Origin of the sequence: Rhodococcus sp. NPDC059234, from assembly GCF_042754225.1 — a bacterium.
Lineage (GTDB): Bacteria > Actinomycetota > Actinomycetes > Mycobacteriales > Mycobacteriaceae > Rhodococcus_G.
Window position 1 is genome coordinate 29,562 of the sequence record NZ_JBHZAH010000010.1, and the last position, 25,048, is coordinate 54,609.

A 25,048-nucleotide genomic window follows, 5' to 3' on the forward strand; every position below is an offset into this window, starting at 1 on the left:
GCGAGCAGCTGCTCCTTGACCCGCTTGATCGCGGCGCCGGCCGCCGCGCCGCCCGCGAACGCCTCGTCTAGGTCGATGCCGGCGAGGTCGAGTCGCACCGGGAACGCGGTGGTGAACCATCCGACGGTGTTGGCCAGGTCCGCGCCGGGCACGGCCTGTTCCTCGCGGCCGTGGCCCTCGAGGGTGACGACGGCACCGGGCGCGTCGACGCCCCGATCCCGCCGCCACTTCGCGACCGCCAGCGCGAGCGCGGTGAGCAGTCCGTCGTTCGGGGTGCCGTGCACCATCGCCGGCACCCGCCCGAGGACGGCCTCCGCGACGTCGGGGTCGAGCTCGACCCGAAGGTCCGCGAGGCTCGAGACGGTGTCTGCCTCGGGGTCGAGCGCACGGGCACCGAGCAGCGGGTCCTCTCCGTCGAGCACGGTCCGCCACAACGGCAGTTCGGTGACGCGATCGGCGGCGGCGTCGGCCAGGCCGTGTGCCCAGCGCCGGAACGAGGTGCCGACCGCGGACAGCTCCGGCCCCTGACCCTGTGTCGCCTGGACCCAGGCCAGCGCCAGATCCGGGACCAGGGCACGCCAGGAGACGCCGTCGACGACCAGGTGGTGGGCGAGGACGAGCAGTCGACCGGTGCCAGCGGTGGCCGGATCGAACCAGACGAACTGCACCATCGCCCCGGACTCGGGGTCGAGTCGGGTTGCCGCGGCGCGCATCTCGGCCTCGGCGAGCGCACCGAACGCGTCCGTGCCGGGTCGGTCGGCGACCGGTACCCGGGTGACGACGGCGGCCGCGGAGACCGAACCGGCACCGGACACCTCGAGGTGGCCGCCGCTCTCGGCACGCACCAGCCGCGAGCGCAGCATGTCGTGGTGATCGAGCACCGTCTGCACGGTGTCGTACAGCTCGGCCTCGGCGATGCCCGCGGGCAGCGTGAGCATCACGGCCTGCGAGAACTCGTCGAACTCCCGCAGGTGCTCGATCATCCACGCCACGATCGGGGTCAGCGGCAGCTCACCGACGCCGCCTCCCGGCAACTCGTCGAGCGTCACCGTGTCGGCGCCGACCGCCGCGACCCGGGCGAGGGCCGCGATCGTCTTGTGCTCGAACACGAGCGCGGGCTTGAGCACGATGCCCTCCCGCTTGGCCCGCGAGACCAGCTGGATGGCCATGATCGAATCGCCGCCGAGCGCGAAGAACGAGTCGTCCACACCGACGCGGTCCAGGCCGAGCAGCTCGGCCACCAGTCGGCACAGCACGGTCTCGGTCGGGCTGCTCGGCGCCCGGTAGGTCTCCGACCGGTCGGCGAGGTCCGGCGCGGGCAGCGCCTTGCGGTCGAGCTTTCCGGAGGCATTGAGCGGCAACGCGTCGAGGACCATCAGCACCGACGGCACCATGTACTCGGGCAGCCGCACAGCGAGGGCGGCGGACAGCGCGTCGACCTGCGGGGCAGCGCCCGCCGCCGCGGTCAGGTAAGCGACGAGCTGCTGTGCGCCCGGAACGTCCTCGCGCACGAGGACGGCGGCCTGCGCGACCTCGGACTGTTCGAGGAGCACCGACTCGATCTCACCGAGCTCGATCCGCAGACCACGCAGCTTGACCTGGAAGTCGGTCCGCCCCAGGTACACCAGTTCCAGTCCACCGGTGGAGCTTTCGACCCACTTGACGAGGTCACCGGTGCGGTACATCCGCTGACCGTCGGCCGTGGGATCGGCGACGAACCGGTCCGCCGACAGGTCGGCGCGGCCGACGTACCCGCGCGCGAGCTGGGTGCCCGCCAGATACAGCTCACCCGCGACACCGAGCGGGACCGGACGAAGCCGGCCGTCGAGCACGTGCAGCTGCGTGTTCCAGACGGGGCCACCGATCGGCACCGTGGCGGTGTCGGCCGGCGTGTACTCGTGGAACGTGACGTCGACGGACGCCTCGGTCGGCCCGTAGAGGTTGTGCAGCGCCGCCGCACTCAGGCCGGCGAACGCCTGCGCGGCCTGCGGCGTCAGCGCCTCGCCGGAGCAGAAGACCTGACGCAGGGACGGCACCCGCCCGGCGTCGACCACGGACGTGAACGCCGACAGCATCGACGGCACGAAGTGGGCGGTCGTGACGGACTCCGACTCGATGAGCTCCGCCAGGTACAGCGGGTCGCGGTGCCCGTCCGGGCGCGCGATCACCAGCGTGGCACCGACCTGCAGCGGCCAGAAGAACTCCCACACCGAGACGTCGAAGGTCGACGGCGTCTTCTGGACGACCGTGTCCTCCGGCCCCATCGGGTACTGCGCCTGCATCCACTCGAGGCGGTTGACGATGCCCGCGTGCGGCACCGCTACGCCCTTCGGGCGGCCGGTGGACCCGGACGTGTAGATCACGTAAGCGGTGTTCGAATCACGAAGCGGCGCAAGCCGATCCGCGTCGGCGACCGGGGCGTCCGAGTATCCGCTGAGGTCGAGGGAGTCGAGCGACCAGCTCGTGGTGCCTGCCTGCACGTCGAGGTCGACGTCGCCACCGGTGAGCACGACGGCCGGGGCCGAGGACTCGAGCACGTACCGGGTACGGTCCGCGGGATGGTCGGGGTCCACCGGCACGTAGGCACCGCCGGCCTTGACCACCGCGTACATGCCGACCAGCAGCTCCATCGACCGGCGCGCCGCCAGGGCGACGAGCGTGTCCGGACCGACGCCGGCGTCGATCAGCTTGCGCGCCAATCGGTTCGCGCGCGTGTCGAACTCGGAGTAGGTCAGGCGCTCGCCCTCGAAGACCAGCGCGACCGCGTCCGGCGTGCGGGCGACCTGCGCGTCGAACAGGTCGACCAGGGTGGCCTCGGCCACCGGGTGCGCCGTCGCGTTGACCGCGGCGATCGCGGACCGGTCCGCGGCGCCCGCGATCTCCACGTCACCGACCACGACCTGCGGGTCGGCGGCGACGGCGGCCAGGATCCGCAGGTAGGCGTCGGCGAAGCCGCGCACGGTCGCCTCGTCGAACAGCGCGGTCGCGTAGCTCAGCGTGGAGGTCAGAGCGGCGGGGGTGCCGTCCTCGGCGCGCGCATCGCCGACGGTCAGCTGCAGGTCGAACTTGGCGACGTCGAAGTCGGACGTCAGTCCGCTCACGGCAAGTCCGGGCAGCTCGAAGGTCGCCTGGGTGTTGTTCTGCATCGTGAACATCACCTGGAACAGCGGCGAGTACGCCGTCGAGCGGGAGGGGGCGAGCACCTCGACCAACTGCTCGAAGGGCATGTCCGCGTGGGTGAACGCGGACAGATCCGTCTCGCGGGCAGCCTCGACCAGCGACTCGAACGTCGCACCCGGATCGACCTCGGTGCGCAGCACCAGGGTGTTGACGAACATGCCGACGAGGTCGTCGAGGGACTGCTCGCCACGACCGGCAACCGGCGTGCCGATCGCGATGTCGGACTCGCGGCCCAGTCGCGACAGCAGCACCGCGAACGCGGAGTGCAGCACCATGAACAGGCTGGCGCCGCGGCCGCGGGCCAGTTCCACCAGTCGTGCGTGCAGGTCGGCGTCGACGACGAACTCGACGTTCGCACCGGCCGTGGACTGCACCGCGGGGCGCGGCCGGTCCATCGGCAGGTCCAGCACCTCGGGGAGACCGGCGAGCTGCTCGCTCCAGTAGGCGCTCTGCCGGCTCGCGCGCGACTCGGGATCGTCGAGCGAGCCGAGCGTCTCGAGCTGCCAGATCGCATAGTCGGCGTACTGCACCGGCAGCGGGGCCCACTGCGGCGCCACGCCGAACGAGCGTGCGCCGTACGCGATCATGATGTCGCGCGCCAGCGGCGCCACCGAGGCGCCGTCTGCGGTGATGTGGTGCATCACCACGACGAGCACCCGCTCGGTCGGCGAGATCTCCAGCAGTGCCATCCGGACCGGCGGCGCGACGGTGACGTCGAAGCCGCGGGAGATCAGCTCGACCGCACGGCCGACGATCTCGTCCTCGGCCACGGCGACCGTGGCGAGGGACGCGTCGAGATCGGAGACCGACAGAATCTCCTGGAACGGGCCGTCCACCGAGTCCGGGTATACCGTGCGCAGAACCTCGTGGCGCGCCACCACGTCCATCACCGCGTGGCGCAGCGCCTCGACGTCGAGTGCGCCGGACAGCCGGACCGCCAGCGGCACGTTGTAGGCCGCGGACTCGGTGTCGAACTGGTTGAGGAACCACATCCGCCGCTGCGCGAGGGACAACGGAATCCGCGCCGGGCGCTCGGTCGCGGTCAGTGCGCGCGACTCGACCGCGGTCGAATGCTCCACGCGCGCGGCCAGTTCCGCAACGGTGGGGGCGTCGAACAGTTCCCGCACACCGACCTGGACGCCGAGCGCCGCACCGATCCGGGCGGTGACCTTGGTCGCGGACAGCGAGTTTCCGCCGAGGTCGAAGAAACTCGACGTCACGCCGACCCGCTCGACCCCGAGCACCTCGGCGAAGATTCCGGCGACGAGCTCCTCTGTGAGCGAGCGCGGTGCGACGTAGTCGACGGTGGCGGTGACGAACTCGGGTGCCGGCAGCGCCCTGCGGTCGAGCTTGCCTGCGGGCGTGAGCGGCACCTCGTCGAGGGCGATCACGAACGACGGGACCATGTACGCGGGCAGGAACTCGGCCGCGAACGAGCGCAGCACCTCCTGGTCCACCTCGCGGCCGGCGACGGGCAGCACGTACGCGACCAGGACGGTGCCCCCGTCGGGGGCGGTGACACCCTCGGTGGTGACGAAGCCGACGCTGTCGTGGCAGGCGAGGGCGCCGCTGATCTCACCGAGCTCGATCCGGAACCCGCGCACCTTCACCTGGAAGTCTGCGCGGCCGACGTACTCGAGGTTTCCGTCGGCGGTCCACCGGACCACGTCGCCGGTGCGGTACATCCGCTCCCCCGGCGCACCGAACGGGTTCGCCACGAACCGCTCCGCGGTCAGCATGCCGCGCGCGTGGTAGCCGCGGGCCAGGGCGGGCCCCGACAGGTACAGCTCACCCGCGACACCGACCGGCGCCGGGTTCAGCCGCGAGTCGAGCACCGCGACCCGGAAGCCCCGGGTCGGCGCACCGATGGTGATCGGGGCACCCGCCACGAGCGGTGCCGACACCGTCGCCCACACCGTGGTCTCGGTGGGGCCGTACAGGTTCAACATCGTGCGGCTCGGCGCCCAGCGGGCCACGAGCTCCGGCGGGCAGACGTCACCCGCGACCGCGAGCACGCGCAGGTCGTCGAGGCCCGCGGGGTTCGCGGCGGCCATCGCGGCCGGGGTGATGCAGGCGTGCGTGACCCGCTGCTCGCGCAGGAAGGTCGAGAGCTCCTCGCCGCCGTACAGGTCGGCGGGCGCGATCACCAGTGTCGAGGCACTGCCGAACGCCATCATCATCTCGAACACGGATGCGTCGAAGCTCGGCGAGGCGAACTGCAGCGCGCGCGAACCCGCTTCGAGCAACAGATGGAGCTGCTGTTCGGCGACGAGGTCGGCCAGGCCGCGGTGCGTGACCACGACCCCCTTCGGCTGCCCGGTCGAACCCGAGGTGTAGATGACGTACGCCGCGTCGTCCACCCGGATCGGGCGGGTGAACTCGGTCAGGTCCAACGGGTCGGCGGACGCGCCCGACACCAGCTCACCGGTCTCCGCGCTGTCGACGATGAGCCAGTCGACCTCGCCCGCCAGCGCCGACCGGTGATCACCGGTCGTGATACCAACGGCCACACCGGAATCGGTGAGCATGTGGGCGATGCGATCGGCCGGGTAGCTCGGGTCCACCGGGAGGAAGGCGGCTCCGGTCTTCGCGATCGCCCACACCGCGGTGACCGTGTCGATCGACCGCGGCATCGCGACGGCGACGAAGGTGCCGACGCCGACACCGCGCTCGCGCAGCACCCGCGCAAGACGGTTCGAGCGGTCGTCGAGCTCGCGGTAGCTGACCTGTACACCCGCCGCGTCCACGGCGGCCAGGTCCGGGTCGACGGCAACCGCCGCGCCGAGGATCTGCGGCAGGGTCCGCGCCTCGAGCGGCTGCGCGCCCGCGACACCGGCGAGCGCGTGCTCCTCGTCGGGGTCGAGGATCGGCACGTCGCCGACCGGAACGGTCGGGTCGACGACGACGGTGGACAGGATCCGCACGAGGCGCTCGGCAAACGTGCGGACGGTCGCGGCGTCGAACAGGTCGGTGGCGAAGTCGAACGAGGCGAGCATGCCGTTCGGGCGTCGGTCGGCGTCCACCTGCTCGGCGAGCGAGAGCTGCAGGTCGAACTTGGCGATGTTCGCCTCGATGTCCTCGGGCGTGGCCGTCAGACCCGGCAGCTCGAGCCGCAGGTCCTGCGCGTCCTGGAACGCGATCGCGACCTGGAACAGCGGGTGGTGCGACTGCGTCCGGGTCGGGCTCAGCACGTCGACGACGCGCTCGAACGGGATCTCGGTGTGCGCGTACGCGCCGAGGTCGGCCGCACGCACGTGCGCGAGCAGCGTCTGGAAGTCCGTCTCCGGCTCGACGCGGGTCCGCAGCACCAGCGTGTTGACGAACATGCCGACCAGGCCGTCGAGCTCGCGCTCGCCGCGGCCCGCGATCGCGGTGCCGATCGCGATGTCGGAGGTCGAGCTCAGTCGGGCCAGCAGCACCGCGAGGGTGGCGTGCATGACCATGAAGACCGACGCGCCCTGGGCGCGGGCGATCTCGGTGACCGCGCGGTGCACCTCGGCGTCGATGGTGAACTCGACGCGACCGCCGCGCATCGACGCCTGGGCCGGACGCGGCCGGTCCGTCGGCAGGTCCAGCTGGTCCGGCAGACCGGCCAGCGCGCTCGTCCAGTAGCCGAGCTGCGCGGCGGCCCGGGAGGACGGGTCTGCGGCATCGCCGAGCAGCTCGCGCTGCCAGATGGCGTAGTCCGCGTACTGCACCGGCAGCGGCGCCCACTGCGGCGCGTGCCCGCCGGCGCGTGCCGAGTAGGCGGTCATCAGGTCCGTGACGAGCGGTGCCAGCGAGACGCCGTCGGCCGCGATGTGGTGCAACACGAGCACGAAGACATGCTCGGTGTCCGAGAGGGTGAGCAGGGCGGCACGAAGCGGCACGGCCGCGGTGACGTCGAAGCCGGCCGTCGCCAGCGCGGCGACCCGCCCGTGCACGTCGGCGGCCTCGACTGCGGCGGTCTCGAGCTCGAGGCCGGCGGCGTCGACGGTCAGAACCACCTGGTGGCCGCCGTCGGCCGAGTCCGGGTAGACGGTGCGCAGGCTCTCGTGCCTGGCGACGACGTCGCGCAGTGCGGCCCGCAGCGCGTCGCCGTCGAGCGTGCCCGACATCCGGACCGCCAACGGGATGTTGTAGGCGGCCGAGGTGACGTCGAGCCGGTTGAGGAACCACATGCGCTGCTGCGCAAGAGAGAGCGGGACCAGCTCCCCGCGCTCCTGCGGGACCAGGGCGGGCCTGCCGGCATCGCCGCCGTGCACGACCCGCGCGGCGAGCTCGGCGACCGTGCTGGCCTCGAACAGGTCTCGCACCGCGAGGTCGGCTCCGAAGGCCTGGTTGACCTGGCTGACCACCCGGGTCGCGATCAGCGAGTTGCCGCCCAGGTCGAAGAAGTCGTCGGTCGCGCCGACGCGTGCCGCGTTCAGGATGCGGGCGAACACGTCGGCGACGCCGGACTCGATCTCGTCGCGCGGCGCGACGAACTCGCCCGCGCCGGCGAACTCGGGCGCCGGCAGCGCCCCCCGGTCGAGCTTGCCCAGCGGCGTCAGGGGCACCTCGTCGAGGACCACGACCGCCGCCGGAACCATGTACGCCGGAAGGGTGTCCGCGACGTGCGCGGTCAGCTCGTCGGCGACGACGACCGCTCCGTCCACCGGCTTGACGTAGGAGACCAGAACCAGGTCGCCGGCCGGGCCCGGGCGCCCGACGGTCGCGGCGAACGCCACCCCCGCGTGCGTGCTCAGGGCAGCATCGATCTCGCCGAGTTCGACGCGGAAGCCGCGCACCTGCAGCTGGAAGTCGGAGCGCCCGACGTACCGGAGATCACCCGAGTTGGTCCAGGTCACGACGTCGCCGGTGCGATACATCCGCGCACCGGGCTCGCCGAACGGGTTCGCGACGAACCGCTCGGCGCTGAGCGCCGGCCGGGCCAGGTAGCCGCGGGCAAGGCCCTCGTTGGTGACGTACAGCTCGCCGGGAGTGCCGGCCGGAACCGGACGCAGTCGGGGGTCGAGAACCAGCGTGTGGACCCCGCGCATCGGTACGCCGATGGTGATGTCGACGCCGGCCGCGAGCGGCTCGGTGATCGTGACGATGACGGTCGTCTCGGTGGGCCCGTACGCGTTGCGCAGTCGACCGCCCCAACGGGCCGCCAACTCCGGCGGGCACACGTCGCCGCCGACGACTACGCGCTCGACCGAATCGAGACCTGTGGCGTCGATCGTCTGCACCGCCGTCGGGGTGCCGACGAACAGGGTGATCCGCTGCTCGCGGATGAAGCCGGCGAGCTCGGCGCCGCCGTACAGATCGGCGGGCGCGATGACCATGGTGGCCCCGGCCGCGAAGGTCGAGAGCATCTCGCCGACCGCCGCGTCGAAGCTGATCGCCGCGAACTGCAGGACCCGGGATGCCGCCGTCGTTCCGTAGTACTCGAGCAGGTCCTCGGTCAGTGCGGCCAGGCCCCGGTGCGTCACCGCGACGCCCTTGGGCAGACCGGTGGTACCGGACGTGTAGATGACGTATGCCAGATGGTCCACGGACAGCGAGGCAATCCGCTCGGCGTCGGTGACCGCATCGGCGGACCGGGCCGCGACGGACGCCGCGACCTCGACGTCGTCGAGCTCGACCCACCGCCCCGCCGGCCCGGCGGGTAGCGCGTCCCGGAACGCGGAGGCGGTCAGGCCGACCACCGCACCGGAGTCGGTGACCATGTGCGTGATGCGTTCGGCGGGCAGCTTCGGATCGATCGGGAGGTAGGCGCCACCAGCGGCGGCGACCGCCCAGATCGCGACCATCGCGTCGATGGAACGCGGAATCGCAAGAGCCACAACCGAGTCCGGTCCGACACCGAGATCGATCAGGTGCCGCGCGAGGCGGTTCGACCGATCGGTCAGCTCACGGTAGGTGACCGCCTCGTCGCCGACCTCGATCGCGACACGATCGAGGTGCGGCCGCGCGCCGTCGGCGAGGATGCCGGCCAGGGTGCGCGGCTGCGGCGCCTGCGCACCGCGCCGCGAGACCAGGCGAGCGCGCTCCTGTGAGTCGAGGATCGCGAGATCCCCGACCGCACCCTGCGGCGCGCCGAGTGCGGTCCGCAGCACGTCCTGCAGGTTGCGCGCGAACCGGGCGACCGTCGGCTGGTCGAAAAGGTCGGTGGCGTAGGTGAACACGGCGCTCGCGCCGCCGTCCGATCCCTCCAGGACGGTGAGCATGAGGTCGTACTTCGCCGATCCCGTCGGCACGTCGAGGGCAGAGACCTCGAGACCCGCCAGCTCGAGCCGGGTGTTCGACTCGGACTGGAACGACAGCGCCACCTGGAACAGCGGCGCGTGCGAGGTGGCCCGCGGCGCACCGAGCGCGTCCACGAGCTGCTCGAACGGGATCTCCGCGTGCTCGAACGCGGCGAGGTCCGTGGAACGGACCCGCGCGACCAGGTCGTCGAAGCTCTCCGCCCGGTCGATCACGGTCCGCAGCACCAGGGTGTTGACGAACATGCCGACCAGGTCGTCGAGGACTCGCTCGCCGCGCCCGCCGACGGGCGTGCCGATCGCGATGTCGTCGGTGCCGGACAGCTGCGCCAGCATCGCGGCATACGCGGCATGCACGACCATGAACGGGGTCGTGCCGCGCGTGCGGGCGTAGTCCGCGATCGTGCCGTACAGGTCGGCGTCGAGGTCGAATCGGTGATCCGCGCCGCGCATCGACTGCGCGGCGGGGCGCGGCCGGTCTGTCGGCAGGTCGAGCTTGGCCGGCAACTCGGCGAGCGCGCCGCGCCAGTAGGCGATCTGCCGGGCCGTCGCCGACTCCGGGTCGCTCTCGTCGCCGAGCACCGCGCGCTGCCAGATGCTGTAGTCCGCGTACTGAACGGGCAGCGGCGCCCAGCTCGGGGTGTCACCGGCGACCCGCGCGCTGTAGGCGACCATCACGTCGCGGGCCAGCGGGCCCATCGACAGTCCGTCACCCGAGATGTGGTGCAGCACCAGCACGAGCACGTGCTCGTGCTCGGCGATGCGGAGCAGGCGGGCGTGCAGCGGCACCTCGACCGTGACGTCGAATCCGCGCAGCACCGTCTCCGCGATCGCGGCGGGCAGTGCCGCCTCGGCCACGTCGACCGGCGCGAGATCCGGAACGACCTCGGCCGCGGACAGCACCATCTGGTGCGGCCCCGCGTCCGAATCGGGGAACATGGTGCGCAGCGACTCGTGTCGCTCGATCACGTCCAGCACTGCGGCACGCATGGCGTCGACGTCGAGCGCGCCGGTCAACCGGACCGGGAGCGGCAGGTTGTACGCCGGCGACGAGGGGTCGTACCGGTTGAGGAACCACATCCGCTGCTGGGCGGGCGACAGCGGGATCCGCTCGCCGCGCTGCTGCGGCAGCAGTTCCGCGCGATCGCGACCCTCGTCCCGGAACTCGAGACGGGTGGCCAGTTCCGCGACCGTCGGGGCGTCGAACAGGTCGCGCACGCCGACCCGCACGCCGAGCGCCTCGGCGACCTTGGCGGTGACGCGGGTGGCGACGAGGGAGTTGCCGCCCGCGTCGAAGAAGCTCTCCACGGCGCTGACCCGCGGCACGCCGAGCACCTCGGCGAACACCCCGGCGATGATCTCCTCGACCGGGTTGCGGGGCGCGACGTACTCGGCGCCCGCGAGGTCGAACACCGGGTCCGGCAGGGCCTTGCGGTCGACCTTGCCGCTGCCGTTGAGCGGGAACTCGTCGAGGACCATGACCGCGGCCGGAACCATGTACGACGGCAGCGTCTGCGCCGCGTGCGCGGCGACGGTCTCGGGAGTGATCGCCTGTGCACCGGTCGGCACGACGTAGCCGACGAGCTGGTCGCCCGTGTGCGGGTCGGTACGAACCACGACGACGGCCTGGCTGACGCCGGGCGCGGCGGCCAGCGCGGACTCGATCTCGCCGAGCTCGATCCGGTTGCCGCGCACCTTGACCTGGAAGTCGGTGCGGCCGATGTACTCGAGGATGCCGTCGGCGCGCCGGCGCACCAGGTCGCCGGTGCGGTACATCCGGGCCCCGGCGGCGGCATTGCCGGCGAACGGGTCCGCGACGAACCGGTCGGAGGTGAGGTCGACGCGGCCGTGGTAGCCGCGGGCCAGCTGGACGCCCGACAGGTAGAGCTCACCCGCGACACCGACCGGGACCGGCTGCAGACGCGCGTCGAGCAGGTACAGCTTGGTGTTCCACATCGGCGCGCCGATCGGCACGGAGCCGCGGTCGGCGTCGGTACACGACCAGGTCGTCACGGCCAGCGAGGCCTCGGCGGGTCCGTACAGGTTGTCCAGCGGCGCCGCGGCGAGGGCACGGAAGCGTTCGGCGGTCTCGATCGGCAACGCCTCGCCGATGGCGATGACGGCGCGGACCGAATCCGGAATGCGCGCAGACGAACTCGACACGAACATCGCCAGCATCGAGGGCACGAACTGGACGACCGTGACCCGCTGCTCGACCATCAGCGTCGACAGGTACTCGGGGTCGCGGTGCCCGTCCGCGCGCGCGATCACCAGCCGCGCGCCGGTCTGCAGGGTCCAGAAGAACTCCCACACCGACACGTCGAAGGTCATCGGGGTCTTGAGCATCACCGCGTCGTCGGCGGTGAGCTCGTACTCGTCCTGCATCCACAGCAGCTGGTTGACCAGGCCCGCGTGCGGAACCGCGATGCCCTTCGGCCGCCCGGTGGAACCGGAGGTGTACATCAGGTTCGCCGGGTGCTCGGGGCGCAACCGCGTGATCCGGTCGGCGTCGGTGACCGGGGCGCCGCTGTGGCCCGAGACGTCGAGCCGGTCGATCTCGAGCACGACGGCGGTCTCCGGCAGGGGCACCTCGTCGCGCGCGGTGGTGAGCACGCAGACCGGCTCGGCGCTGTCGAGCACGTAGCCGTTGCGTTCGGCCGGGTGGTCCGGGTCGAGCGGCACGTACGCGCCGCCCGCCTTGAGGATCGCGTACATGCCGACGAGCAGGTCGAACGAACGGCGGATCGACAGTCCGACCACCGACTCCGGGCCGACGCCCAGGCCGATGAGGTGCCGGGCGAGCCGGTTGGCCCGCGCGTCGAACTCCGCGTACGTCAGCTGCTCGCCCTCGAACACGAGGGCCACCGCATCCGGGGTGCGTGCCACCTGCGCGTCGAAAAGTGCTGCGAGCGTGTCGAGTCCGGCCTCAACCTCCGCCACGGTGTGGTCGGTGTCGTTCCATGTGTCGAGCACCAGGGTGCGCTCGTCCGCGGTGACGAGCGGGATGTCGCCGACGATGACGGTCGGGTCCGTCGCGACCGCCTCGAGGATCGAGATGAGCCTGCGCGCGAACGATTCCGCACCGGACCGCTCGAAGAGGTCCTTGGCGTAGGTCAGGACCAGGTCCACCGGACCGGGAGCGCCCAGGGCGTCGGTGGTGTCGGTGACCGTCAGCTGTAGGTCGAACCGGGACAGTCCGGTCTCGAACGCCGCCGGAGTCACCGTCAGGCCGGGCAGCTCCAGGCTGGCTCGGTTGATGTTCTGGAACCACAGCGAGACCTGGAACAGCGGGTGGTACGCCGCCGAGCGCGTGGGGTTGAGCGCCTCGACGAGCCGCTCGAACGGAATCTCGGTGTGCGTGAAGGCCGCCAGATCGCGCTCGCGCACCTGACCGAGCAGGTCCGCGAACGTGGTGTTCTCGTCGACCTCGGTGCGCAGCACGAGGGTGCCGACGAACATGCCGATCACGTCGTCGAGCGCGGCCTCACCACGACCCGCGATGGGCGTGCCGATCGCGATGTCCTCGCCGCCGGACAGTCGGGCGAGCAGCACCGACAGCGCGGCGTGCACGACCATGAACAGCGTCGAGTTCGTGCGGCGCGCGACACCGAGCAGTCGCGCGTGCAGCTCCGCATCGAGACTGGCCGCGACGTCCCCGCCGCGGAAGGACTGCTGCAGCGGGCGGGCGTGATCGGTCGGAAGTTCCAGCAGATCAGGCAGATCCGCGAGTTCGGTCCGCCAGAAGTCGAGCTGACGGGCGGCGAGCGACTGCGGGTCCTCCTCGTCGCCGAGCAGTTCCCGCTGCCAGATCGCGAAGTCGCCGTACTGCACCGGCAACGGCGACCAGCTCGGCTCCGCACCCGAGGTGCGGGCGGTGTACGCGATCATCAGGTCGCGGGCCAGCGGCCCCGACGACCAGCCGTCGAACGCGATGTGGTGCAGCACGAACACGAGCACGTAGGCACCGTCGGCGGTGGCGAGCAGCCGCACCCGCACGGGCGGGGCCGCCGTCACGTCGAACGGCGCGGTCGCGAGCGCGACCACCTCGCGCTCGAGGTCCGACTCGGCAACCGGGACCACCTCGAGGTCCACGGTCGCCGCGACGGCGGCGGTCGGCAGCACCACCTGGTGCGGCCCCTCCGCGGAGTCGGGGTACACGGTGCGGAGGGTCTCGTGCCGGTCCAGCAGGTCGCGCATCGCCTCGCGAAGGCAGTCGACGTCGAGTTCGCCGGTCAGGCGGATCGCGAACGGCATGTTGTACGCGGCCGAGTCCTGATCGAACCGGTTGAGAAACCACATCCGCTGCTGCGCGAGCGACAACGGCACGCGGCCGCCGCGCTCACGGCCGACGAGCGCGGGACGCGGCGCGGCCTCGGCGCCGGTCTCGGCGCGCAGCGCGAGCTCGGCGACGGTCGGCGCGTCGAAGATCTCCCGGACACCGAGCCCGGTCTCGAAGGCGGCGTTCACCCGCGAGATCACCTGCGTCGCGATCAGCGAGTTGCCACCGAGGTCGAAGAAGTTGTCGGTCGCGCCGACCCGCGGCGCACCGACCACGTCGGCGAAGATCGTGGCGACGATCTCCTCGACCGGCGTGCGCGGGGCGACGTAGGCGCCCGCCGCTGCGTCGAAGGACGGTGCGGGCAACGCCCGGCGGTCCAGCTTGCCGGCCGCACTGAGCGGCAGCTCGGCCAGCGTCATGACCGCCGACGGCACCATGTACCGCGGCAGGGTCCGTTCGAGCGCGTGACGCAGGGCGGCGGCGTCGGCCTCGGTGCCGTCCACGGTGACCACGTAGGCGACGAGCTGGGCGCCCACGTGCTCGTCCTGATGCACGAGTACGGCCGCGCGGGCGATGTTCGGCTCGGCGCGCAGCGCGGCCTCGACCTCACCGGGTTCGAGGCGCTGGCCGCGCAGCTTGACCTGGAAGTCGGTGCGGCCCAGGAACTCCAGTTCACCGGCCGCATTCCACCGCACGAGGTCGCCGGTCCGGTACATCCGATGGCCGGCGTCGAAGGGATCGGCGACGAAGCGCTCCGCGGTCAGATCGACCCGACCCAGGTAGCCACGGGCCACCTGATCGCCCGACAGGTAGAGCTCTCCCCCGATACCCGGCGCGACCGGGTGCAGGCGGGCGTCGAGCACGTACGCCCGCACGCTCGCGCCGGGCCGGCCCATCGGAACGATGGCGCCCTCGGCGATCCGCTCCGGGTCGAACTCGTCGGCGACCGTGACCGTGACCGCGGTCTCGGTCGGCCCGTATCCGTTGCGCACCCGGACACCGGCGGCCGCGGCGCGTTCGGCGACGGCGTGGGAGATGGCCTCGCCGCCGACGCGGACGAACCGCAGTGAATCCGCGAACTCGAGCCCGGCACCGAGGAACACCTCGAGCATCGACGGGACGAAGTGCGCGAGGGTGACCCGCTCGCGGGCGATGAGATCCGAGAGGTACGCGGCGTCGCGATGGCCGTCGGCCCGCGCGACCACGATCCGACCGCCCGCCTGCAGGCCGACGAAGGACTCCCACACCGCGACATCGAAGGTGGGAACCGACTTGTGCAGCACGACATCGCGATCCGAGAGGGCGGCCTCGTCGCGAATCCAGCGCAGGTGCGCGGTGATCGCGGCATGCGAGACCACGACACCCTTCGGGCGGCCGGTGGAACCGGAGGTGAAGTACACGTACGCGGGATGCTCGGGGTGCACGGAGCCGAGCCGGTCGGCGTCGGTCAGCGGCTGCGCCGCACCGGCCTCGTCGACCTCCTCGATCCGCAGGACCGGGCGACCGCCCAGCGGCACGGACGCCTCGTCCGCGGCGGTGGTCACCACGCACACCGGGGCGGCGGCGTCGAGGACGTACGCGTTGCGGTCGAGCGGCTGATCGGGGTCGACCGGCACGTACGCGCCGCCCGCCTCCACGATCGCGTACGCGGCGACGAGGGAGTCGACGGACCTGCGGACGGCCAGGGCGGCGGTCGTCTCCGGACCGACCCCGAGCCCGACGAGCACCCGCGCTGCGCGGCTGACCCGCGCCTCGAACTCGGCGTAGGTCAGCGAGCCGTCGTCGTCGGACACCGCGACGGCGTCCGGGGTCCGCGCGACCTGAGCGTGGAAGTCGTCGAGCAGCAACCCGGTACGGGACGGGGCCGCGTGCGCGGATCCGAGCGCCGCGGCCGCGGCGGCCTCCTCGGCGTCGAGGAGCGGCAGGTCACCGACCGCGACGGTCGGATCGGCGAGGACCGCCGCGAGGACCCGGGTGAACCACTGTGAGTACCTCGTCACGGTCGACTCGTCGAACAGGTCGGTCGCGTACAGGAACGTGACGTCGTAGCCTGCGGCGGACCGTTCGGTGACGGTGACCGCGAGGTCGAACTTCGAGACCTCGGTCTTGATGCCCTCGGCGGCGACCGTCAGCCCGGGCAGTTCGATGCTCGGCTCCGTGAAGTTCTCCAGGGCGAACTGCACCTGGAAGAGCGGAGCGTGTGCAGCGGAACGAACCGGGTTGAGCACCTCGACGAGCCGCTCGAACGGCACGTCGCCGTGCTCGAACGCGGCCAGGTCGCGACCGCGGACCTGTGCGAGCAGATCGGTGAAGGGTGCGCCGCCGTCGACCGCGGTGCGCAGCACCAGGGTGTTGACAAACATGCCGACCAACTCGTCGAGCGCCCGCTCGCCGCGGCCCGCGACCGGGGTGCCGACCGCGATGTCGGACTCCCCCGAGATCCGTGCCAGCAGCACCGCCAACGCGGACTGCAGCACCATGAACGGCGTCGAGCGGTGCCGGTGCGCCAGCTGGTCGACCGCGCGCCGGGTCTGCCCGTCGAGCGAGAACTGCACGCGCGCACCGCGTCCCGAACGAACGGCCGGGCGCGGGCGGTCGGCGGGCAGTTCGAGGACGTCCGGCAGCCCCGCGAGTTCGCGTGTCCAGAAGTCGATCTGCTGCGCCGCGAGCGACGCGGGATCCTGCTCGTCGCCGAGCATCTTCCGCTGCCAGACGGCGAAGTCCGGGTACTGCACCGGAAGCGGCATCCAAGCCGGCGGCACCGCCCGGGTACGCGCGGTGTACGCGAGCACCAGGTCCCGCGCCAGCGGGGCCAGCGACCAGCCGTCGGTGGCGATGTGGTGCATCACCAGTGCGAGCACGTGCTGATCGGGAGCCATCGCGAACAGGTGCGCACGCACCGGGATCTCGCGCGTGACATCGAAGCCTGCGGAACCGAGTTCCAGTGCACGCGTAGGCAGTTCAGCCTCGGTCACCGCGACCGGCGAGAGGTCGACGTGGACCTGCGAGAGCGGGAGCACCACCTGCTGCGGGCCGTCGACGGAGTCGGGGAACACCGTGCGCAGCGCCTCGTGCCGGTCCAGCACGTCACGCAGCGCGTCGGCCATGGCGGCGACGTCGAGGTCGCCGGTGAGCCGAATTGCCATCGGGACGTTGTAGCTGCCCGAATCCGGATCGAACCGGTTGAGGAACCACATACGCTGCTGCGCGAGCGAGAGCGGCACACGCTCCGGACGCTCGCCCGTACGCAGCGGCAGGCGCTCGACGGACCCGGTGGCGGCGTGCTCGGCACGCAAGGCCAGCGCGCCGACCGTCGGCGCCTCGAACAGGTCCCTGGCGCCGATCCGGATGTCGAGCGCGGCGTTGATCCGCGCGGTCACCTTGGTGGCGACCAGCGAGTTGCCGCCGAGGGCGAAGAAGTCGTCGGTGACACCGACCCGCTCCGCGCCGAGGACCTCCGCGAACACCTCCGCGACGATCTCTTCGATCGGGTTGCTCGGCGCGACGTATTCCGTTGCCGCCGTGACGAACACCGGTGCCGGCAGGGCCGCGCGGTCGAGCTTGCCGACCGGGGTCAGCGGGATCTCGTCGAGGACGGTCAGCGAACCGGGCACCATGTACGCGGTCAGCGACTCGCCGACGAACGCGAGCAGGTCGGCCGGGTCCACCGAGGCGCCCGGTGCCGGGCGGACGTACGCCGCGAGCTGGGTGTCGCCGTGCTCGTCGGTCACGCCGAGCGTCGCGGCGAAGTCCACGGACGGGTGCGCGACGAGGGCCGCATCGATCTCGCCGAGTTCGATGCGCAGGCCGCGCACCTTGACCTGGAAGTCCGAGCGGCCGACGTACTCGAGCTCGCCCTGGGGCGTCCATCGGACCAGGTCACCGGTACGGTACATCCGGTCCCCCGGCGTACCGAACGGATTGGCGACGAACCGGTCGGCGGTCAGCGCGCCGCGCGCGTGGTAGCCGCGCGCCAGGCCGAGTCCGGAGACGTAGAGCTCGCCCACCGCGCCCGCGGGAACGACACGCAGTCGCTCGTCGAGCACCACCGCGGAGGTGCCGCGGATCGGGCCGCCGATCGTGATCGGCTCGCCGACGGTGAGCGGGGAGCTGATCGCGACCATGATGGTCGTCTCGGTCGGGCCGTAGCCGTTGTAGAGATTGCGGCCCGGCGCCCAGCGCTCGACGATGTCGGTCGGCACCGCCTCGCCGCCGGCCACCAGGTGGGTGAAGCCGTCCAGCCCGGTCGGGTCCACCGACGCCAGCGCCGACGGCGTGACGAACGCGTGCGTCACACCCTCGCGGGCGATCAGGTCGTGCAGTTCGCTGCCGCCGAAGACGGTCGGCGGCGAGACCACCAGTGTCGCGCCCGCGCCGAAGGCCATCGTGTATTCGAGGATCGACGCGTCGAAGCTCGGCGAGGACACGTGCAGCACCCGCGAGCTCGCGCTCACGTCGTAGCGCTCACGCTGCTCGACCGCGAAGTTGTGCAGGCCCACGTGCGTCACGACGACGCCCTTGGGCTGGCCCGTCGAACCGGACGTGTAGATCATGTATGCCGCGGCGGATGCGCGGCCGAGCCCCGACTCGGCGTCGGTCAGCGGCGCCGAGGACAGCCCGTCGACCTCGGCCGTGAACGCGGGCTCGTCGAGGACCAGCCAGCTGGTCTCGGCCGCGGGCAGCAGGTCGCGCTCGGCGGCGACGGTGACGCCGACCCGCACGGCGGAGTCCGCGAGCATGAACTCGATGCGGTCGAGCGGGTAGTTCGGGTCGATCGGCACGAACGCCGCGCCCGTCTTGGCGATGGCCACCATCGCGAGCACGGACTCGAGTGAACGGGTGAGCGCGAGCGCCACGAACTGCTCGGGGCCGACACCGCGACCGATCAGGGCGCGGGCGAGCCGGTTCGTCCGGTCGTCGAGTTCCCGGTAGGTCAGGCTGCGACCCTCGAAGCTGACGGCGATCCCGTCGGGAGCGGTCGCCACCGCGTCGGCGAAGATCGCGGGCAAGGTGTCGGGCATCTCCCCCGCGGCTCCGCGCACCGGTGCCAGGCGGGCCATCTCCTCGGCGGCCAGGATGTCGATCGCGCCGACCGGAGTCGCCGCGTCGGACGCCATGACGCCGAGCACCCGGACGAACCGAGCCAGCAGCGCCTCGACCTCCGCGGCCGGGAGCAGCGGCGGCAGGTACTTGACGGTGAAGCGCAGCGTCGGATCCTGCAGGGCGACCAGGGTGAGCGGGTAGTGCGTCGCGTCGTCGACGGAGAGGTCGCGCACGAACATGCCGGCGATGTCGGTGTCGGCGGTCAGCCCCGCCCGGTCCACCGGGTAGGACTCGAACACGGCGAGCGTGTCGAAGAGAGCGGCGAACCCGGTCTCGCGGTGGATGTCCGGCAGGCCCAGGTAGTGGTGGTCGAGCAGTGCGGACTGCTCGACCTGCAGGCGCGCGAGCAGTCCGGCGATCGACTCGTCCTCGTCGATCCGCACGCGGACCGGCAAGGTGTTGATGAACAGGCCGACCATCGACTCGACGCCGGGCAGCTGCGGCGGCCGGCCGGCGACGGTGGCGCCGAACACGACGTCGCGACTGTTGGTCAGGCGCGCGAGCATGATCGCCCAGGCCGCCTGCACCACCGTGTTGACGGTGACACCGAGGTGCCGGGCTAGGCCGACGAGCCCCGCCTCGACCTCCGCGTCGAGGGCGACGTCGACCTCCTCGGGCACCGGGAGCACGGACAGCTCCCGACCGGCCGCGAGCATCGTCGGGGCCTCGAGCCCGGCGAAGGCCTCGCGCCACACCGCGAGGGATGCCGAGCGGTCCTGCTGCTCGAGCCATTCCAGGAACACCCGGTAGGACGGGGCGGGCGGCAACGCGATGTCGTCCGAGCCCGCCGCGTACAGCACGATGAGGTCGCGCAGCACCAGCGGCAGCGACCAGCCGTCGATCAGGATGTGGTGGTTGGTCAGCGCCAACCGGTACGCGCCGGGAGCCGTGCGCACGAGCAGGAACCGCACCAGTGGGGGCGCGGCCAGATCGAAACGCTCGACCCGTGCGGCCGCGATCAGGGCGCTCGCGTCGCCAGCCGGGTCGTCGGCCAGGTCGACGTACCCGAACGGCACGTCGACGGCCGAGGTCACCAGCTGCGCCGGGGTGCCGCCCTCGTCGTAGACGAACGCCGAGCGCAGGTTCTCGTGCCGGTCCAACAGCCGCTGTGCGGCCGTCCGCATCCGGTCGACATCGACCTCGCCCGCCAGGTCGAGCACGATCTGTGCGGTGTACAGGTCCACCGACGTCTCGCTCAGCGTCGCGTGGAACATCATTCCGGCCTGCAGCGGCGAGAGCGACCAGACGTCGGTCAACGCCGGGAACCGCTCCTCCCAGCGATCGATCTGGGACTGCGTCACCTCGACCAGGGGGACATCGGACGGCGTGAGTCCGCCCGCGGCCGGGGACGCCGCGTACCGGGCGAAACCGTCGAGCACCTCGACCCAGCGCCGCGCGAGGTCGGCGACGTCCGCCTCGTCGAACAGTTCGGACGCGAACCCGAAGGTCGCGGTGAGAACGGCTCCGGAGCCCGCGTCGGTGGCGATCGCGTCGACCGTCAGCGCGGCGGCCAGCGGCATGTCGGGGTCGCGGTGGGCACCGGTGGAGAGGGCGTCCCCGTCGGGCATCCAGCCGAGCCCGCGGAACTGCTCGGGGATGTCACCGGCGGAGAGCCGGCCGAGGTAGTTGAACGCGATCTGCGGGGTGGCCCACTCGCGCAGGATCGGCGCGGTGTCTGGGTTCAGGTGCCGCAGCAGACCGAAACCGAGACCCCTCCCCGGGACCTCGAGCAGCTGCTCCTTGACCCGCTTGAGCGCGGTGCCCGCGGCGTCGCCACCGAGTCGGGCCTCGTCGAGGTCCACGCCCGAGACGTCGACGCGAACCGGGTGCACGCTGGTGAACCATCCGACGGTGCGGTGCAGGTCCGCACCGGGAACGGCGGACTCGTCGCGGCCGTGTCCCTCGATCGAGAGCAGGGTCGAGGACTCGTCGACCCCACGGGCCTTGCGCCAGTCGGCGACGGCGACCGCGAGCGCGGCAACCATCGCGTCGTTGACACCGCCGCGCAGCGTCGCGGGGAGGTCGGTGAGCAGCGCAGCGGTGGTGGCCGCCGAGACGGTGACCTCCACTGTCCGTTCGGTGGCGGCGACGTCGCGGCGTGGGTCGAACGCACGCGCGCCGAGCAGCGGGTCCGGCCCCTCGACGATGGCCCGCCACGCGTCGAGCTCGGCGACCCGTTCCGGGCGCACCGCGTCGTCCGCGAGACCCTGCGTCCAACGCCGCACCGAGGTGACGACGTCGGGCAGCGCGACGAGCGGCGCCCCGGCCAGCACCTGCGCCCACGCGGCCGCGAAGTCGGGCACGAGCACGCGCCAGGACACGCCGTCGACGGCGAGGTGGTGGATGACCACGAGGATGCGGCCGTCGCCGGACTCGTCGCCGGGGAACCAGACGAACCGGGCCAGCACGCCGTCGGCGGGTGCAAGGGTGCGTGCCGCCGCGGCCGACGTCGCCGCGACGTCGGCCGCCGGGTCGGCGATCGTGATCAGGGCGTCCGCGTCGACCGAGCCGACCGGCCGCACCCGCAGCACGGGTTCGCCCGACTCGACGGTCAACTGCGCGCGCAGCATGTCGTGCCAGTCGACGACCGACTGAACCGTCGCCACCACCTGGTCGCGGCGGGCGTCGGCCGGGATCGTCAGCAGCAGTGCCTGGGCGAATCCGTCGTAGTGGCCGTCCTCGACCATGGCACGGACGATGGGCGCGGCGACGACGTCACCGACGCCGCCGCCGGGCAGCTCGGTCAGCGTCGGGACTGCGGCCTCGGCGCCGACCGGGGTCGCCGCGGCCGCGATGGCGGCGACGGTCTTGCGCTCGAACACGTCGCGGGCCGTGAAGGACAGTCCCGCCGTCTTGGCCCGGGACACCAGCTGCATCGAGATGATCGAGTCGCCACCGAGCTCGAAGAAGCCGGACTCGACGCTGACCTCCTCGAGACCGAGCACCTCGGCCACGATCCGGGCGAGAATCGCCTCGGCATCCGTGCGCGGGGCCACGAACTCGGCGGGAGCGGCACCGAAGTCCGGGTCCGGCAACGCCTTTCGGTCGAGCTTTCCGTTGACGGTGAGCGGCATCTCGTCCAGGACGACGATCGCCGCGGGCACCATGTAGGAGGGCACCAGCTGCGCCACGTGCGCGGAGAGCGCGACGACGTCGACCTCGGCCCCGTCCGCCGCGAGCAGGTACGACACGAGCCGGTCGTGACCGGCGGAGCTCTCACGCGCCTCGGTGGTCGCGAATCCGACCGAGGGATGCGATTCGAGCGCGGCGTTGATCTCGCCGAGCTCGATGCGGTAGCCACGGATCTTCACCTGGAAGTCCGAGCGGCCGACGTACTCCAGCGTGCCCGCGGTGACATCCCCCGTCGCTTCGCTCGCCCCGACCGTCCAGCGGACGAGGTCGCCGGTGCGGTAGAGCAGCTCGCCGGGCTCGCCGAACGGGTTCGCGACGAACCGCTCCGCGGTCAGCGAAGGACGGCGGTGGTAGCCGCGGGCCATGCCGGCACCGTTGACGTAGAGCTCGCCGACGACACCGATCGCGCTCGGCGCCAGTGTCGAGTCGAGGACGTACAGCGACACGCCCGCCATGGCCGAGCCGATCGTCACCGGCTCACCCGCCTGCAGCGGTTCGCTGGCGGTGACGATGACGGTCGTCTCCGTCGGACCGTAGGCGTTGACGAGGCGACCGTCCCAGCGCGCGGCCAGTTCGGGCGGACACACGTCACCGCCGGTGATGATGCGGCGGACGGTGTCCAGTCCGGTGGGGTCGAGGGTCTGGGCTGCGGGCGGGGTGGACACCATCGTGGTGACGCGGCCCTCGCTGATCACGGCGGCCAGTTCGTCGCCGCCGAGCACGGTCGGCGGCACGATCACCAGGGCGGCGCCGTGCGCGAACGCGGCAAGCATCTCACCGAACGCGGCGTCGAAGCTGGGTGAGGCGAAGTGCAGCTCGCGCGCCTGCGGGTGCATCAGGTAGCGGTCACGCAGGTCCGCGGCGAGGGTGCTGAAACCCCGGTGGGTGACGACGACGCCCTTCGGGCGCCCGGTCGACCCGGAGGTGTAGATCATGTAGGCCGCGTTGTCTGGGCGGACCGGTCCGGTCAGCTCGTCGACCTCGAGCGGGCGCGCGGACCGCTCGTCGACGGCGGCGAGGGCGTCGGCGTCGTCGAGGACCAGCCACCGCACCGAACCGGGCAGCCCCTCCGCATGCGCGGCCAACGTCAGGCCGGTGTGCACGCCCGAGTCCGCGGCGATGTAGTCGATGCGCTCGGCCGGGTAGCTCGGATCGATCGGCAGGTAGGCGGCGCCGGCCTTCGCGATGGCCCAGATCCCGAGGATGGACTCGAGCGACCGCGGCACGGCGAGGGCGACGAACGACTCCGGGCCCACGCCCTGGTCGATCAGGACCCGGGCCAGCCGGCTGGACCGCTCGTCGAGCTCCCGGTACGACCAGGTGACGTCGCCGAGGACCACGGCGTCGTGGTCGGGGAACCGCGCGGCGGTGTCCGCCAGGATGTCCCCCAGCGAGACCGGGGCAGACGACTGCACACCGCGCCGCTCGAGCAGCCACTCGCGCTCAGCCGGCGCGAGGTGTTCGAGGTCGGCGATCGCGCTGTCGGGGTCCGCGCCGGCGAACTCTGCCAGGAAGTCGAAGAACCGGGTGTGGTGACGCTCGAGCTCCTCGGCCGTGTACCGGTCCGGGTTGCCGATGAAGTCGACGTGCGTGCTCTGATCCGAGCCCGTCTCGTACAGGTTGAGCATCAGGTCGTCGACCGGGCCGGACGAGAGCACGTGCAGGCTCGAGACCATCGAGCCCAGGCGCAGGTCGCCCAGGCCCATCATGATGTTGATGATCGGCCCGAAGAAGCCTCGGTCGGCACTGGCCTGGCCGAGCTCGCGCTTGAGGTCCTCGGCCCGGTACCGCTGATGGCGAAGCGCGCCGACCAGCTGCGTCTGAACGCTGGCGACGAGTTCACCGAGGGTCTCGGCCTTGTCGATCCGGACGCGGAGCGGCACGACGTTGGACACCATGCCGCCCGAACGGCGCATCGACGCCGTGACGCGACCGGAGACGGGCAGCGAGAGCAGCACGTCCCGCTGACCGGTCAGCCGGGAGAAGTACAGCGCGAAGGCCGCGATGGTGGTGGGCGCGAAAGAGGCGCCGTCGCGCTCGGTGATCTTGGTGATGGTCTCGGCGGCCAGCGGCGAGCTCTCGACGCGGCTGAGGGCCTGCGCGGGGGCCTGACGGGCCGCGAAGGACGTCGCCTCGGGCAGGCCGGTGGACACGTCGAGCCAGTGCTGACGGTCGCTCTCGAAGCGGGTCGACGCGCGGTAGGTCGTCTCGTCGTCGTAGATCTTCCGCAGGCCGTCGGTCTTCGCGGCGGGCAGCGCACGGCCGGCGAGCGCCTCCGTGTACATGTCGGCGGTGCGGGTCATCAGCGTCATCGCGCCGTGACCGTCCAGGGCCACGTGGTGGATGCGTGCGTACCAGTAGTGATGGTCCTCGCCGAGCTTGAGGACGGCGCACACGATCAGGCGGTCGGTGAGCAGGTCCAGCGGGGCCGAGTACTCGGCCTGCATCCATTCGGCGGCGGCCGCCGCCGGATCGGACTCGGCGGAGAAGTCGAGGCGGGCGAACGACTGGTCGATGGTGCGGTCGACCATCTGGAACGGACGCCCGTCGACGTCGATCAACCGGAGGTAGCCCGATCCGAGTTCCTTGCCGACAACGATGCTGACGCGCTCGAGGAGGTCGATGTCCAGCTGTCCACGAAGCTCGACGTACTGCGCCATGTTGACCGGCACATCGGGGTTCAACTGCTGCGAGAGCCACAATCCGAACTGGGCGGCCGAGAGAGGAAAGGCGTCGGCGGGAACAATCCCGCCGTTCCCTGCCCCTGCCACCTTGTTCGTCGTTCCCTCGTCCACTCGTCCTCCTCGTCGCCGCCGTCACGGCGTTTCGCCGAAGGACCCACACACAAGTCGAGGACCTGACACCCCCGACCTGCAGGTCCTCCTCGAACCATCACTCACACCCCATCGCGCGCCGACGCCTGCGGCGCGAAGAGCTGATGAGGCCTCTCTTATTATCCCTGGCCGATCGTCGTCCGTTACCTCGGGCATGCACCTCCGATTACTGTGTACAATGCCCGCACACAGGCAATATTTGCTGCATGACTCGCGGCGGTGCCGCCAAAACGGCGCTGCGGTGTCACCGTCTTTCGGCTCAGCCGGAGCTCCAGAGGAATCGAACCTCT

At 71.7% G+C, this 25,048-nt stretch carries 1 protein-coding gene (running past one end of the window); it reads right to left on the reverse strand.

What is annotated here, in order from left to right; genetic code table 11:
• A protein-coding gene (locus ACFXGJ_RS04045; protein WP_378616728.1) for a non-ribosomal peptide synthase/polyketide synthase crosses the window boundary here: on the reverse strand, window positions 1-24,719 show its 5' portion. The gene continues 18,580 nt to the left of window position 1, outside the view; the window shows 24,719 of its 43,299 coding nt (coding positions 1-24,719); it begins with the start codon at window positions 24,717-24,719; its stop codon lies beyond the left edge, outside the window.
• Window positions 24,720-25,048: the final 329 nt, after the last annotated feature.